General features: G+C 66.9%; 15 protein-coding genes. 5 read left to right on the forward strand and 10 right to left on the reverse strand.

Annotated elements, in window-relative coordinates; all coding sequences use genetic code 11:
* Positions 1-82: 82 nt before the first annotated feature.
* The 7 genes from ABD923_RS08595 to ABD923_RS08625 form a co-directional block, all read right to left on the reverse strand.
* On the reverse strand, positions 83-1,741 hold the full coding sequence (locus tag ABD923_RS08595; RefSeq protein ID WP_259550257.1) for a GMC oxidoreductase: 1,659 nt from the start codon (positions 1,739-1,741) through the stop codon (positions 83-85).
* Between the two features lie 550 nt (positions 1,742-2,291).
* Entirely contained in the window at positions 2,292-3,038 is a 747-nt protein-coding gene (locus tag ABD923_RS08600) for a YebC/PmpR family DNA-binding transcriptional regulator (protein WP_222191102.1), read from the reverse strand.
* A gap of 83 nt (positions 3,039-3,121) precedes the next feature.
* Positions 3,122-3,505, reverse strand: a complete 384-nt coding sequence (locus tag ABD923_RS08605; protein WP_259550258.1) for a hypothetical protein — start codon at positions 3,503-3,505, stop codon at positions 3,122-3,124.
* A 16-nt stretch (positions 3,506-3,521) separates the two neighbouring features.
* Positions 3,522-5,303 carry an SLC13 family permease gene (locus ABD923_RS08610; protein ID WP_259550259.1) on the reverse strand — a complete coding sequence of 594 codons (1,782 nt, stop codon included), beginning with the start codon at positions 5,301-5,303 and terminating at the stop codon, positions 3,522-3,524.
* A gap of 101 nt (positions 5,304-5,404) precedes the next feature.
* Positions 5,405-6,310 (reverse strand): DMT family transporter, encoded by a 906-nt coding sequence (locus tag ABD923_RS08615; RefSeq protein WP_259550260.1) that lies wholly within the window; start codon positions 6,308-6,310, stop codon positions 5,405-5,407.
* The gene (locus ABD923_RS08620; RefSeq protein WP_259550261.1) at positions 6,307-7,119 is read right to left on the reverse strand and encodes a TIGR00282 family metallophosphoesterase; all 813 of its coding nucleotides are present in this window, start codon (positions 7,117-7,119) and stop codon (positions 6,307-6,309) included. The genes ABD923_RS08615 and ABD923_RS08620 overlap by 4 nt, the downstream gene beginning before the upstream one ends.
* Before the next feature lie 51 nt (positions 7,120-7,170).
* Positions 7,171-7,734 (reverse strand): 5-formyltetrahydrofolate cyclo-ligase, encoded by a 564-nt coding sequence (locus ABD923_RS08625; RefSeq protein WP_259550262.1) that lies wholly within the window; start codon positions 7,732-7,734, stop codon positions 7,171-7,173.
* Between the two features lie 120 nt (positions 7,735-7,854).
* Between ABD923_RS08625 and ABD923_RS08630 the strand changes: the two genes are divergently transcribed.
* The 5 genes from ABD923_RS08630 to ABD923_RS08650 all read left to right on the forward strand — a co-directional run bounded on the left by ABD923_RS08630 (position 7,855) and on the right by ABD923_RS08650 (position 11,278).
* Positions 7,855-8,469 (forward strand): VOC family protein, encoded by a 615-nt coding sequence (locus ABD923_RS08630; RefSeq protein ID WP_259550263.1) that lies wholly within the window; start codon positions 7,855-7,857, stop codon positions 8,467-8,469.
* The gene (locus ABD923_RS08635) at positions 8,466-8,939 is read left to right on the forward strand and encodes a GNAT family N-acetyltransferase (protein ID WP_259550264.1); all 474 of its coding nucleotides are present in this window, start codon (positions 8,466-8,468) and stop codon (positions 8,937-8,939) included. Before ABD923_RS08630 ends, ABD923_RS08635 begins: the two co-directional genes overlap by 4 nt.
* 201 nt (positions 8,940-9,140) lie before the next feature.
* Positions 9,141-9,848: a molecular chaperone DjiA gene (locus ABD923_RS08640; RefSeq protein ID WP_259550265.1), complete on the forward strand. Its 708-nt coding sequence runs from the start codon at positions 9,141-9,143 to the stop codon at positions 9,846-9,848.
* Between the two features lies 1 nt (position 9,849).
* A complete protein-coding gene (locus ABD923_RS08645; protein ID WP_259550266.1) occupies positions 9,850-10,887 on the forward strand; it encodes an endonuclease/exonuclease/phosphatase family protein in 1,038 nt (345 codons plus the stop codon).
* A gap of 28 nt (positions 10,888-10,915) precedes the next feature.
* Positions 10,916-11,278 carry a hypothetical protein gene (locus ABD923_RS08650; protein WP_259550267.1) on the forward strand — a complete coding sequence of 121 codons (363 nt, stop codon included), beginning with the start codon at positions 10,916-10,918 and terminating at the stop codon, positions 11,276-11,278.
* Positions 11,279-11,415: 137 nt separating this feature from the next.
* Here ABD923_RS08650 and ABD923_RS08655 read toward each other — a convergent pair whose 3' ends face one another.
* The 3 genes from ABD923_RS08655 to ABD923_RS08665 are packed head-to-tail and all read right to left on the reverse strand — an operon-like array spanning position 11,416 to position 14,131.
* A complete protein-coding gene (locus ABD923_RS08655) occupies positions 11,416-12,174 on the reverse strand; it encodes an enoyl-CoA hydratase/isomerase family protein (protein ID WP_259550268.1) in 759 nt (252 codons plus the stop codon).
* On the reverse strand, positions 12,171-13,472 hold the full coding sequence (locus tag ABD923_RS08660) for a phenylacetate--CoA ligase family protein (protein WP_259550269.1): 1,302 nt from the start codon (positions 13,470-13,472) through the stop codon (positions 12,171-12,173). The genes ABD923_RS08655 and ABD923_RS08660 overlap by 4 nt, the downstream gene beginning before the upstream one ends.
* Positions 13,469-14,131 carry a TetR/AcrR family transcriptional regulator gene (locus tag ABD923_RS08665; protein ID WP_345229456.1) on the reverse strand — a complete coding sequence of 221 codons (663 nt, stop codon included), beginning with the start codon at positions 14,129-14,131 and terminating at the stop codon, positions 13,469-13,471. Before ABD923_RS08665 ends, ABD923_RS08660 begins: the two co-directional genes overlap by 4 nt.
* Positions 14,132-14,224 lie beyond the last annotated feature (93 nt).

Consider the following 14,224-nt stretch of genomic DNA (forward strand, 5'->3'; position numbering starts at 1 on the left):
CTTCCGTTCCGGGCTGTGTGCCTCGACCGCAGCCCCGTCGCACTCAAAGCCGACCGCAGGGTATCCCCAGCCTTGGCGCGGGTCACGCGGCGGGTCGGGTCTGGCCCGATCCGAGATCCTTCGCCAATTGCCGGCAGGCCCGGACGGTCATGGCCATGATCGTCAGGGTCGTGCCGCTGACGCCCCCTGTCGGAAATGCGGCTGCGTCCGTCACAAGGATGTTCGGCGCATCGTGGAGGCGGCACCACGGGTCGAGGACCGAGGAACGGGGGTCGGCCCCCATCCTGGCGCCGCCGCTTTCATGGACTGCGCTGCCCATGGCCATGCTGCGTGGGAAAAGCACCCGAAACGCCTGCCGGAGGGCGAAGCCCGAGTCGGGAAAGGCGCCCTTGCCCATCTCGGTCAGGCCCAGCGGCGAGCCGATGAAGTCCAACTCGCCCCCTGCATCTGCAACCATCTCCTCAAGCGCGTCTTGCATGAGGCGCAAAGTGGCCTCGTCTCCGGAGGAGATCGCGCAGCGGATCCGGGGGATCGGGATGGACAAGGTATCGCGCCGTTTCGGGTCCAGCGTGACCCGGTTGTCGCGATCCGGGGTCATCTGCCCATAGCCCATGAAGGTGAACCTGGACGGGGCGTCTTTCGGTACAGGCGTCCGGGCGATCTTGCCTTGGAACATGTAGGTGCGGGGGCGACCGCCAGCCTCCTCCGGAAGCAGGCGGGGAATGAAGATGCCGGCCGGATCGCCCGAAGCGGCGTCGGTTTCGGCGTAGCCCCGAAACCGCGGCATGGTGCCCACGGCGATACAGTGGAGTTGATCGGCGAAATACCGTCCAAGCATACCGGAGCTGTTGCCAAGACCGCCCCCGCCCGATGGACCCGAATTCAGCAACAGGCGCACGCTTTCGATCGCGGACGCCGACAGGACCACGGCTGATGCGCGAAAGACGTGTTCCTTTCTGGTGACCGAGTCGATGCACGCAACACCGACGGCCTGTCCGGTGTCAGGATCGATCAGCACTTCTCGCGCGGTCATGTTGTAGCGGATATCGAGACGTCCCGTCGCCAGCGCCGCTGCCAGGGGTTTAGGCACGGGTCCCTCTTCCGGCAGGGTATAGCGCCGCGCCACGACACGCCGCGCCGGATCACGGCTCTCGACCGCCTGCTTGAAAAACGCCTCAGCCTCCGTCAGGCGGGAGGGATGCGCGCAGACTGAATCGGGGAGGGTCTCGATCTGGTCGGACTGGCCGCAAATCCCCAGAAGCTCCTCGACCTCGGCATAGTATGGCGCAAGATCGTCATGGCAGATGGGCCAATCAACGCCCGCACCTGTCCGGCTGAACATGCGAAAATCATCATCCGACCACCGCGACAGGACTCGTCCGTAAGTATGCAGCCGACCGCCTGCCTGCCGCCCGCGGAACCAAAGGTAAGGGGCCTCCCGCGGTGTCGTGTAAGGGTGCCGACGGTCATTGACGTAGAAGTCCGAGACAAGGTCGTTGAACAAACCGGCACGAGCCTGGATATGCTGGCCGCGCAGGGTGGCTCGAACCCGTGCGCGCAGGTCCAGGGACGTGCTGTCGCCTCCCTTCGCCTCGTCGCCGCCAGTATCCTCTGCGACAATCTCCCTGCCGGCCTCGATTATCTGAACGCTCAGGCCCTGCCGGGTCAGTTCCAGCGCGGCGAAGGACCCTGACGCGCCCGATCCGACCACCAGAACATCCGGTTCTTGCGTCGACCTCAAAGCGAAAACCCCACAGCAGTTCTATCGTTCGGACAAATGGACTTTGCGCTTGTTACGGTTCCACTTGCAGGCAACGTGGCCCAAGCCAAGGCATTTTCAAGACATGTGCGGACCTTCCGCGAGATGCCGTGTCTGGTGACTCCGGGCACAGGCCGCCCTCCGTTCAGTTTCGATGCCGGATTTCCCACCGCGATGAACAGCTTAAGGGCCCGGATACCAGCGACCTACCCCCCTTGTCATTTTTCACCCGTTTGGGGCCGCGTTTGCATGGAATGCTCGCTATTGCGGCGGATGGCACCTGTGCGGGTTACTGCTTCGGCATTGAGGCCATGACCAAAAGGTCGGCTGAGCTCCGCTCGCGTCAAATGCGAACCCGCTCCCTGCGTTCAGATCACGCCCAGACGTCTGAACCGCCAGACTCGAACAGGAACGCCGCGCCCAAGCGTTCGGCGCGGCGGGCATGAAACGTGTATGCACAGGCTGTGTACGCCCTGTGTACGGGGTGTGACGTGCCGGTTTTCGCAGGGCGGGACGTGTCCCGCCACCCCGCTCAGCCCGCCAGTTGCTCCATCACCTCGTCCGAGATCTCGAAATTCGCGGTGACGTTCTGAACGTCGTCGTCGTCTTCCAGGGCCTCGATCAGCTTCATCAGCTTTTGCGCATCCTCCAGCCCCAGCTCGGTCGTGGTGGTGGGACGCCAGACCAGCTTGGTCGAGTCGGACTCGCCCAGTTCGGCCTCCAGCGCGTTGGAGACATCGTTGAGATCGGTATCGGCGCACCAGATGACGTGTTCCTCGTCGCTCGATTCCACATCCTCTGCGCCGGCTTCGATCGCGGCCATCATCACCGTGTCCGCATCGCCGACCGAGGCCGGGTAGGTCACCTGCCCCTTGCGGTCGAACATGAAGCTGACCGAGCCGGTTTCACCAAGGTTGCCGCCGTTCTTGCCGAAGGTCGAGCGCACCGTACTGGCCGTCCGGTTACGGTTGTCGGTCATCGCCTCGACGATGATCGCAACGCCGTTGGGGCCATAGCCCTCGTAGCGGATTTCCTCGTAATTCTCGGCATCGCCGCCCTGCGATTTCTTGATCGCGCGGTCGATCACGTCCTTCGGGACCGAGTTCGACTTGGCCTCTTTCACGGCCAGGCGCAGGCGGGGGTTCTTGTCGGGGTCCGGGTCGCCCATCTTGGCCGCCACGGTGATTTCCTTGGCGAGCTTGGAAAACAGTTTCGACCGCGCGGCGTCCTGACGACCCTTGCGGTGCTGGATGTTCGCCCATTTTGAATGGCCTGCCATGGGTCTCTCCCGGTCGGTGCTGACAATCGCGCGGGTTTTACCCGTGCGCCCGCGTCACCGCAAGGCGCTGCATGTGCTGGCGGTCAGTCGACCTGCGGCGGGGGCGAGGAAAAGCGCCAGGTTTGCCCCTCGGGCCCGGTGATCGCGACCTCGGCCATGGGGTATAGCAGGCCGTCGGCGCCGATTGCTTCGACCACGGCCTCGACACCCTGACGCAGGAGGTTCGGGTTGGTCTCGAAGGCGACGGTGTAGGGATAGCTTGCGCTGCATCCCGTCAACCGGCCGGACCATGCCGTCGGCGACCCGGCAGGCGCAGGCCCGGTGCACCGGCTGCCATCCGAGAGGCGCACGTCGATGGCGGCGCGGCTGACCTCAACCGCGACCGGGCGCGGGGACGAGGCCACGCAACCTGTGAGAAGGACGACGATCATCCCCATCAGCACGGTATCGGACAGTTTAGGCAACATGATGCTCAGGTGGTCCTCAGAGCGGCCAGATCAAGGGAATCGTCAGGCAGACGACCACCCCGAGACTGAGGTTAAGCGGAATGCCCGTGCGAAGGAAATCGGTAAAACGATATCCGCCCGGGCCGTAGACCAGCATGTTCGTCTGGTACCCGATCGGGGTCGCAAAACAGGCAGAGGCTGCAATCATCACGGCCACGACCAGCGGCCTCGCATCGACGCCGGTCGCGTCCGCCAGCGCGATGGCGATGGGCGCCATGATGACCGCGATCGCGTTGTTCGAGACCAACTCGGTCAAAACCGTGGTGATGAAATAGACCGCCCAGATCAGGACGACGGGCGGCATGGTCTGCAGCCATGGCGCAACCGCGCCCACGATCAACTCGATGCCGCCGGTATGGTCCAGCGCCGCGCCGACGGCCAGCATGGCGAAGATCAGCGCCAGCAAACGCCCCTCGACGAAGGAAAACGCCTCTTCGGCGTCGATGCATCCGGTCAGCAGCACCACGGCCACGGCGATCACGGCCAGCGCGAGGATGGGGGCCACGTCGAAGGCCGCGAGCACCACGATCCCCGCCATGGCGGCCACCGCGATGGGCGCCTTGGTCCGGCGATAGGCGCGCTCGGACGGGGTGGTGACATCGACAAGGTCCATGTCGGCGGCCAGACGCTGGATATCGGCGGGGTCGCCCTCCAGCAGCAGCGTGTCACCCACCCGCACCACGAGATCGTCGAGTTGCCGGCCGATATTCTGGTTCCGGCGATGCACGGCCAGCGGGTACACACCGTAGCGGCGGCGCAGGCGCAGGTTGCCCAGGCTGCGGCCCACCATCTTGCAGCCTGGCGTGATCAGCACCTCGACGGTAGTCGTGCGCACCTGGCTCAGCTTGTCGACGGTCTTGAGCTCCTTGGATTGCTGAAGGCCCAGAACCTCGCTCATGTCTGTGCGCAGAACCACGCGGTCGCCCGGCTCCAGCACGACACCCGTCATGTCGCGCCGAAGGGACGCATCCCCGCGCAGCACGTCGATCAGGCGCACGCCCTCGCGCCGGAACAGGTCCACCTCGTTCACGTTCTGCCCGATCAGGGCGGATTCTTCGGGCACGGCCACCTCGGTGAAGAATTTGGCCTTGGCGCGCCCCCTGCCAAGGACCGAGGCCATCGAACTGCGATCCGGCAACAGGTGCCGCCCGACGACCAGCAGGTAGAGCATCCCCCAGGCCACGACGACGAGGCCGATGGGCGTGATCTCGAAAATGGTGAAGGGCTCCAGCCCGCGCGCACGGGCCACACCGTCGACAAGCAGGTTGGTCGAGGTGCCGATCAGGGTCAGCGTGCCGCCCATGATCGCGGCATAGCTGAGCGGGATCAGAAGCTTGGAGGGCGAGCGTTCGAGGATACGCGCCACCTGCACGAAGACCGGGATCATGATGACCACGATGGGCGTGTTGTTCATGAAGGCCGAGGCAATGGCGACGAAGCCCAGGAGAGTCGCAAGCGCCAGCTTTGGCCGTTTGCCCGCGTTCGACTCGGCGAATTTCGTCAGCCGGTCGAGCGATCCGGTCCGCACCATCGCCCCCATGACGATGAACATCGCCGCGATGGTCCAGGGCGCGGGGTTGGCCAACACCTCGACCGCGGCGTCATAGGGCAACAGGCCAAGGATCAGGAGCGCGGCGACCGCGCCCAAGGCAACGACCTCGGTCGGCCAGATCTCGCGCAGGAACAGACCGAACATCACGAGCAGCACGACAAGCGCCATCACCCCTTCGCCGGTCTGAGACAGGTTGAGATCGAGCATAAATATCCCTTGCCATCCGGGGAGGCCCCGGCCCGTTGCGCATCATTGACGAGGAACACCGTCGCTGCAACCCGCGACTGGTGACGGGCGTTCACTCGGTGTCAGGCGGGGGTGACGGCTGGCTCGGCCCGGCGCGGCTGCACGAGGAACAGGCCCAGCATCATCAACCCGAGCGCCGTCCAGACCCAGGGCGAATAGGTCTCGCCCAGGATCAGCTTGGCCCAGAGGATGCCGAACCCGGTAACGAGGTAGCTGACCTGCGCAGCAAAGACCGCGCCGGCGCGCCGCACAAGCCAGACATAGCCCGCATAGGCGATCGCATGCGCCGTGGAAAAGCCGACGATGGCCAGATCCGGCGCGCCATAGGGCGGCAGGGGCGAAATCCACTGCCCCGTCATCACCGCCAGCGGCGCGGCAAGGATCAGTCCCACCAACGAGGCACCCAGAAGCACCTGCACCGGGTCCAGCCCATCGGTGCCGTAGCGAGCGACGAAATTTCCCTCGACCGCGTAGAAGGCGGGCGCGACCAGGGCCAGAGGCAACCACCACACCATCGCGGGATCGGGCAAGCTCGCCTCGGGCAGGCCGATCAGGAGGATGGCGGCGAAGCCAAGCAGCAGGCCCATCAGGCGCAGGGCCGAGAAACGGTCCATCCTAAGCGCCAGCGCGATGGGAAAGGACACCATCGGCACGGTCGAAAGCACGATCGACAGGATCCCCGAGGGCAGATGGATCGCCGCCGTGTAACTGGCCGAGTTGGGCAGCAGCGTCCCGATCAGGGCAATGACCGTGTAGAACGCAAGATGGCGCGCCCCCATCGGCAGGCGGCCGCTGCGCAGCCCGTTGATGGGCAGCAGGATCAGCGCCCCGAGCGCGAATTGCCAGAAGATGATGCCGAAATGCCTGTAGCCCTCGGAAACAGCGATCTTGGCGAAGGGCTGGGTGATGCCCCAGGCGGCGCCGATCCCGACCAACAGCGCGATCAGGATCAGGCGGTCACGGCTCAAGGGGTTGCCTCTTGCAGGCGCCCGCCGACGCGGATGGGCGCAACGCGGCTGGCCTTGCCGGTCCGGTCGTCGGTCTCGACATAGACGCCGGACAGGGTGGCAGGCTCACCGGCCGGGGTGAAGCGGCCCTTGGGCATCCCGGTGATGAACCGGCGCAGCGGCTCGTCCTTTTCCATCCCGATGACCGAGTTGTAGTCGCCGCACATCCCGGCATCGGACTGGTAGGCGGTGCCGCCGGGCAGGATCATCGTGTCCGAGGTCGGCACATGGGTGTGGGTGCCGACGACGAGGCTGGCGCGCCCGTCGCAGAAATGGCCCGTGGCCATCTTCTCGCTGGTCGCCTCGGCGTGGATGTCGACGATCACCGCATTGGCCTGCCCGCCGAGCGGATAGGTCCTGAGCGCGGCGTCGACCGCCGAGAACGGATCGTCGAAGGGCCGTTTCATGAAAACCTGCCCCAACGCCTGCGCCACCACCACGCGGCGCCCGCCCGGCGCCTCGAAAATCCGGATCCCCTTGCCAGGCGCCTGCTTGGCGAAATTGATCGGGCGCAGGATGCGCGGCTCGCTTTCGATGACCTGCATCATCTCGCGCTGGTCGAAGGCATGATCGCCAAGCGTGATGCAATCCGCCCCCGCCTCGAGGATCGCCTTGGCATGCGCGCCCGACAGGCCCGCGCCGTTGGTCGCGTTCTCGGCATTGACCACGACGAAATCCAGCCGCCAGTCGGCCTTGATGCGGGGGAGATGTTCGGTGATCGCCGTGCGGCCGGCCCGGCCCATCACGTCGCCTAGGAAAAGCAGTTTCATACCATCCGATTATGCCGCAAGGGCGCGCGCGGCAAGGGGGGCGTGACCGGGCTAGGGCCGAATGACGCCCCGCTCTGTCACGATGGCGTCGAGCGGCTGGTCAGTGGGCTCAACCGGCAGGTCCGGCAGTTCCTGCGCGGCATAGGCAAAGCCGATCGCCCGGACCGGACCGGCGGCGCGCAGACGCGCCAGCGTGCGGTCGTAGAACCCACCGCCATAACCCAGGCGGTTCAACGCGGCGTCGAACCCCACGAGCGGGACAATCAGCAGATCCGGCACCAGCCAGTCGCCCGTGTCCGGGACCATTGCGCCAAACGGCCCCTCGACCAGCGCACATCCCGGCGTCCACGCGCGGAAATCGAGCGGCTTGCCCTTGCCCGCGATCACCGGCACGCAGACCCGGGCCCCGGCCTCGTGCAGCGCCGCCATGGCGGGCAGCGGGTCGATCTCGGTGCGAATCGGCATGTAGCCGGACACGGTCCGCCCGGCGGCCTCACCGATCTCGGACAGCAGGTGGCGGCTTGCGCGCGCGACGGCATCCCCCGCCGCCGCATGGGCGGTTTTGCGCGCGGCATAGGCCTGTTTGCGCAACCGGGCTTTGGGGTCTTCATTCATGGCGGCAGATTTCTTGGTTCCGCGCCGGATCGCAACAGGCGGCGCGACCCAAGTGCGGGCTTTTCCGACACGCGCCCGCGCGCTACGCCTTGCCGCGACAGGTATCATCAAGGGGCGGCCATGCTGACACTCGACCATATCGCGATCTCGACCGAGGCGCTGGAGACCGGCGCGGCCGAGGTGGAAGAGAAACTGGGCGTCCCGCTCGCCCCCGGTGGTCAACATGCCGCGATGGGGACCTGGAACCGCCTCTTGTCGCTTGGGCCCGAGGAATATCTCGAACTGATCGCCACCGAGCCGGGCGCGCCCGCCCCCGCGCAGCCGCGCTGGTTCGACCTCGACAATTTCGCGGGCGTGACGCGCACAACCACGTGGATCTGCCGCTGCGACGACCTCGACGCCGCGCTTGCCGCGGCCCCCGAGGGCACGGGCGTGCCGTGGAGCCTTGAACGGGCCGATTTGCGCTGGCGCATGGCGATCCCGACAACCGGGCTGCTGCCCTTTTCCGGGCTGTTTCCGGCGCTGATCGAATGGAGCGGCCCGGCCCACCCCGCGCCGCGGCTGGAAGACCGCTCGGTGCGCCTGACCGGGTTGCGCCTGATCTCGCCCGATGCGGACGGGTTGTCGGCGGCCCTTGCCCCGATGATCTCGGACGACCGAATCGAGGTCGTGCCGGGCGAGGTGCCGCGCATGGAAGCCGTCCTCGCGACGCCAAGCGGCGAGATCACGCTGTGATCCGCCCGGCGCGTCCCGAGGATGCGAAGGCCATCGCCGAGATCTGGAACGCGATCATCCGCGACACCGTCATCACCTTCACGACCGCCGCGAAGGACCCCGAGGCCCTGGCCAGGATGATGGCTGACGGGACGCCCTTCTTCGTCGCCGAGCACGACGGCGCGGTCGCGGGGTTTGCCACGGCGGGCCAGTTTCGCGGCGGACCGGGCTATGCCCACACCTGGGAGCATTCCATTCATGTCGCCGCGGGGGCGCGCGGGCGTGGAGTTGGGCGCGCCTTGATGACGGCGATCGAAGTTGCCTTGCGCGCCATGGACGTGCATTCGGTCTTTGCCGGCGTGTCTGGCGAGAATGCCGAGGGCATCGCCTTTCATGCATCGCTAGGCTACCGCGAGGTCGCGCGCCTGGCCGAGGTTGGGCGCAAGTTCGACCGGTGGCACGATCTTGTGCTGATGCAGAAATACCTCTGAGGGGTTGCGCCGGCTTTGCCGTCGTCCGGGCAAGCGCGGCAAGGGGCATCGAGCCCCTTGCCGCGCTGTCGCGCGGTTCGCGCGTTTGCATATTTGAGGGATAAAGATGGGGCGGGGGCGGGATGCGCCCCAACCGATCGTGAGGCCGATGCGGTGACAATTCCCCTGCCCCTCGCCGGACGCTTGCGTTAGAAAACCCCCATGTCGCTTTGGTCCCGCATCACGGACGCGCTGGCCGCCCTGACGAAGGGCGAGGGATTGTCGGCTGTCTTCGACAAGCTGCGCACCCCGCCCGAGCGCAGTGTCGCCTTCACCATCGCGGTGATCGCGCTGTCTGCGAAGATGGCCAAGGCCGACGGGCTTGTCACCCGTGACGAGGTGGCCGCCTTTCGGCAGGTCTTTCACATCGCCGCCGAAGATGAACGCGCCGCCGCCCGGGTTTTCAACATGGCGCGCGAGGACGTCGCCGGGTTCGAGGAGTACGCCGCCCGGATCGCGCGCATGTTCCGCTCGGACGATCAGCCCTGCGGGCAGGACTCGGTGCTGTGCGACTTGATGGAGGGGCTGTTCTTCATCGCGACCGCCGATGGCGAGTATCACCCCGGCGAGGATGCCTTCCTCGCCCGCGTCGCCGAGATCTTCGGCATGGAGGACGGCGCCTTTCGCCGGATGCGCGCCCGGCATGTCCCCGATGCACCGCCAGATCCCTACACGGTCCTCGGGGTGGCGCCGGATACCCCGCTCAGGGAGATCCGGGCGGTCTGGCGGGCCGAAGTGCGCGCGACCCATCCCGACCGGATGCTGGCGCGCGGCGTCCCGGAAGAGGCGGTGAAACTCGCCGAAGCGCGGCTTGCGGCGGTCAACATCGCGTGGGAGGCGATCCAATCCGAGCGGAGCGGGGCCGCCTGACATGCGGGTCGCCACTTACAATGTCGAGTGGTTCCACGCGCTCTTCGCGGATGACGGCACGCTGCTGAACGACAACCGCTGGTCCGCCCGGCAGGACGTGACGCGCGAGGACCAGATCGCGGCGCTCGCCCATATCTTCCGCGCCATGGATGCCGACGCCATCATGGTGATCGAAGCGCCCGACACCTCGCGCCACCGCGACGGCACGGTCGCGCTCGAAGCCTTCGCCGCGCATGCCGGGATCCGGGCGCGCAAGGCGCTGATCGGCTTTGCCAACCACACGCAGCAAGAGCTGATGCTGCTTTATGATCCCGATGTCATGGCGGCGCGCCACGACCCGCGCGGCAATGCCACGAGCAAGCGCGGGAATCCGGACGCACCGCGGTTCGACGGGGCGTTCCGCATCGACCTCGATATCGACGCGACCGAGGATGTGGTGACCTTCTCCAAGCCGCCTCTGGAAGTCGCGCTCGAAACCGCCCTCGGGCGGATGCGCATGATCGGATGCCACGTCAAATCCAAGGCCCCGCATGGCGCCAGCACACCCGACGAGGTGATGCGCATCGCCATCGCCAACCGCCGCAAGCAACTGGCGCAATGCATCTGGCTGCGTCAGCGCATCGACGGGCATCTGGATGCAGGAGAGCCGCTGATCGTGCTGGGTGATCTCAATGACGGCCCGGGCCTCGACGAGTACGAAAAACTCTTCGGGCGGTCCGGGGTCGAGATCGTGATGGGCAAGGACCTGCCCCCCGATCGCCGCCTCTACGATCCCCATGCCGCCCGCGCCCTGCAAAGCCGCATCGCCGCCCAGGCCACCAGCGCGCGCTTCTTTCTCGCCGAGGAGGGGCACTACCTCTCCGCGCTTCTCGACTACATCATGGTCTCGCCCGATCTGCGCCCGCGCGCCCGAGGCTGGCGCATCTGGCATCCGTTCGAAGACCCCGGCTGTTGGCGTGACCTGCACCTGCGCGAGGCGCTGTTGACCGCCTCCGACCATTTCCCGGTGACGCTCGACCTGAACAGCGCGCCTTCCTGAGACGGGCCTCAGCCCCTATATTGGACCCATGACGCGATCCCGCCTTATCCCTCTCGCCGCCGCCGCGCTTCTGGCCGCGGCCCCCTCGCATGCCCAGGATGACGATGGCGATGTGTCCGAAGGCCTCGGCCTGCTCCGCGAAGGCTCGCGCATGATCCTCGAGAACCTGCTCGACGAGATGCGCCCCATGCTGGAAGAGGCCCGGCCGTTCTTCGAAGACGAGATGCTGCCCTTCCTTCAGGAACTCGGCCGCCAGATCGACGATCTGACCGCCTACGAACTGCCCGAGCGGCTGCCAAACGGCGACATCATCATTCGCCGCTCACCCGACGCACCGCCCATCGGGGAAGACCTGCCCGAGGTTGGCGAGGACGGCGAGGTCGAACTTTAACCCGCACCCTTTGGGCCAGTGCATCCCGCCCCCATCTTTATCCTTCAAATATGCACAGCGCGGAACGCGCCCGCGCCGAAAGGGGCTCAAGGCCCCTTGAGGCGCAGGCGGGGCGACGCCGAAGGCGGCGCAACCCCTCAGAAATCCCGGACCCGCCGGGTCGTTTCCGGGTCGAGAAACCCGGCGACGGTCGCCTCGATTTCCAGGTCCATCGCGCGGGTCAGGTCGGGCAGGCCCGCCAAGTTCAACACCCGCTTCATCGACCGCACGGCCAGGGGCGGCAGCTCCGCAAGGCGCTCGGCCACGGCGATCGCCTCGGTCATCAACGCGTCATCCGGCACGACGCGCCAGGCCACGCCCATCTCGGCCAGCTCCGCCGCACCGTAGCGCTCGCCGAAAAACAGCATCTCGCGCGCCTTGGTCATCCCGACCAGGGTGGGCAGGATCGCCGTCACCGCGCCGGTGACGAAGACGTTCAGCGACACTTCGGGAAAGAACCCGCGCGCACTTTCCGCCCAGATCGGGAAATCGCAGTTGATCGCCCATTCGAAACCGCCCCCCACGGCCCAGCCATTGATCGCGCCGACCACCGGCGCCTCGCCCTGCACCAGCGCGACCGTGCAGCGTTGGATCGCCTCGACGAGGTCGCGCGCTTCGGCTTCGCTTTCGGGATGCACATGGTCCTTCCGGTCGTCGCCCGCACAAAACGCCTTGCCCGCCCCGGTCAGCAGGATCACGCGGCAGACCTCTTCGGCATTGGCGTCATCGACCGCGCGGGCGAGGTCGTCGATCAATTGCCGGTTCATCGCGTTCAGCCGCTCAGGCCGGTTCAGGGTCAGGATCCGCACCGCGCCGCGACGCTCGCTCAGGACCGTATCATAGGTGAAATCGCTCATTCATACCCCCGTATCACGCGCTTCGTCTTGCCCTCGGTCCGCGGCAGCGTGCCGTGGGGGAGCAGCACCACCTCTGCCGTGGCCCCCAGCCGCGCCTTGATTTCGCGCGCCAAGGCCTCGGCCAATCCGTCGGTCTGCGCGCCCTCGGCCAGTTCGGCCTCGATGGGCAGGCGGTCATAGGGCGGCGGGGTGTCGAGCCGGATACGGTACTCCCCCGACAACGCGGCGAAGGAGTTGACCACGGCGGCCACCATCGAGGGGAACATGTTCAACCCCCGCACCACCACCATGTCATCCGAGCGCCCCACCACGCGGAACCGAAAGCCGGTCACACCGCAGGCGCAGGGCTCGGTCGCGACGATTTCCAGGATGTCGCCGGTGCGGAACCGCACCAGGGGCTGGCAATCGCGGATCAGGTGGGTCAGCACCAGTTCCCCCCGCCGGCCCGGCGCGATGGGGACCACATCGTCGCTGTCGGGGTCGATCAGTTCGGGGTGCATCACGTCCATCCCCATGAAATGCAGCGCCGTGTCATGGGGACATTCGGCGGCGAAATTGCAGAAGACGTCCGACACGCCGTAATTGGCGTTGCGCGCCTGCATGCCCCAGGTCTCCATCATCCGTGCGCGAAAGGCGGGGTCGTCCACCCCGGGTTCCCCCCCGAACAGGCCCAGTTTCAGCCCGAGGTCACGGGGATGAATGCCGGGAAAGCGCTCGGCGATGACCCGTTCCAGAACCGCCGGGTAGGACGGCGTGCAGGAGATCGCGTCGATCCCTACCTCGCGGATCGTGCGCACCAGCAGGTCCGTCTCTCCAACGCCGAAGGGCACGACGAGCGCGCCTGTCTCCTCCAGCGTCATGTGATCCGACAGCCCGCCCATCCACATGCGGTAGTTCAGGCAATGCACGACCCGATGCGAGGGGCCAAGCCCCGCCGAGGCCTGGCATCGCCCGCCGACCGCCGCCGTGATCCGCGCATCACGGGCCGAGAGCGCAAGGTTCATGGCCTGCCCCGTCGTCCCACTGGTCCGATGCAGCCGCACCGCGTCCGCGACCGGCGCGGCGAGGTAATTGCCGAAAGGGGGATGCGCCGCCTGTGCCACGCGCAGTTGCGACTTGTCCGACAGCGGCAGGTCCGGCAGGTCTTCCAACCGCTCGGGCGGCGCTTGGTCTAGCCACAAGGTCCGATAGAAAACCGAGTTCTCGGCCACATGCGCTCTCTGCGCCGCCCAGGCCGCGGCCCGGTGGTCGGCAAGCTCATCGGCGGGCGCCCGTTCGGCGCCGGGTACGGTCATCATCCTTCCATTCCCTTTTTCCAGATATGGGTCAGGGTTCCGATCACGGCCTCTTCATCCCCCGACACCGCGATCAGCGACGGGTCCCGCGACAGCCACAGGCCCGAGAGGTATTGGTCGACCATCCCGCCCAGGGCATAGGCCCGGCGCAGGGCTTCGTCCTGCGGCAGCGGGTCTGCGCCCGCCTTTTCGCGCTGCAGGGCAGCGGCCCCGGCCACCCGCGTCAGCCAGTCGTGGTTCAACCGGTGAAAGGCCGCGCGCGCCTGGGGCAACTGGTCGTGGTGATGCACGAGACAGCGCATCAGCCCGCGGTTGAGCCGGAACAGGCGGACATAGCGCGCCGTCGCCGCGCGCAACGGGTCGCCCCCCCCGCCGCCACCGCTGTCGGCACCGGCGCGCAACCGCGCCTGCAAATACGCGATGAACCCGGCCAGAAGCGCCGAAAGCAACGCGTCCCGGTCCTCGAAATACAGGTAGAACGTCCCGTTCGAGATGCCCGCCGCCCGGCACAGCTCGGCCACGCGCAAACCATCCGGCGTGGTGCCCTCGAGCGCCTCGCAGGCCGCCGACAGGATCGCCGCGCGCGTCCGCTGGCCCTTGGACTGGGCCTCGGCCGCCGCCAACAGCGCGGCGGCATAGCTGTCCTCTTCGATCCGATCCAAGGCCATGGTGATTCCTAAAACTGGCGTCAGTTTCATATATCCCGTTTCGATTGGCATGTGGAGCCCGATCGCGGCTTTCTGACCCTTTCGCCT

Source organism: [Roseibacterium] beibuensis (assembly GCF_039542305.1).
GTDB lineage: Bacteria > Pseudomonadota > Alphaproteobacteria > Rhodobacterales > Rhodobacteraceae > Roseibacterium > Roseibacterium beibuensis.

Excerpts from the sequence above, each read along its gene's own strand:
- ABD923_RS08600 (WP_222191102.1), bottom strand. The coding sequence starts at position 3,038 with ATGGCAGGCCATTCAAAATGGGCGAACATCCAGCACCGCAAGGGTCGT.
- ABD923_RS08605 (WP_259550258.1), bottom strand. The coding sequence starts at position 3,505 with ATGTTGCCTAAACTGTCCGATACCGTGCTGATGGGGATGATCGTCGTC.
- ABD923_RS08610 (WP_259550259.1), bottom strand. The coding sequence starts at position 5,303 with ATGCTCGATCTCAACCTGTCTCAGACCGGCGAAGGGGTGATGGCGCTT.
- ABD923_RS08620 (WP_259550261.1), bottom strand. The coding sequence starts at position 7,119 with ATGAAACTGCTTTTCCTAGGCGACGTGATGGGCCGGGCCGGCCGCACG.
- ABD923_RS08625 (WP_259550262.1), bottom strand. The coding sequence starts at position 7,734 with ATGAATGAAGACCCCAAAGCCCGGTTGCGCAAACAGGCCTATGCCGCG.
- ABD923_RS08630 (WP_259550263.1), top strand. The coding sequence starts at position 7,855 with ATGCTGACACTCGACCATATCGCGATCTCGACCGAGGCGCTGGAGACC.
- ABD923_RS08640 (WP_259550265.1), top strand. The coding sequence starts at position 9,141 with ATGTCGCTTTGGTCCCGCATCACGGACGCGCTGGCCGCCCTGACGAAG.
- ABD923_RS08645 (WP_259550266.1), top strand. The coding sequence starts at position 9,850 with ATGCGGGTCGCCACTTACAATGTCGAGTGGTTCCACGCGCTCTTCGCG.
- ABD923_RS08650 (WP_259550267.1), top strand. The coding sequence starts at position 10,916 with ATGACGCGATCCCGCCTTATCCCTCTCGCCGCCGCCGCGCTTCTGGCC.
- ABD923_RS08655 (WP_259550268.1), bottom strand. The coding sequence starts at position 12,174 with ATGAGCGATTTCACCTATGATACGGTCCTGAGCGAGCGTCGCGGCGCG.
- ABD923_RS08660 (WP_259550269.1), bottom strand. The coding sequence starts at position 13,472 with ATGATGACCGTACCCGGCGCCGAACGGGCGCCCGCCGATGAGCTTGCC.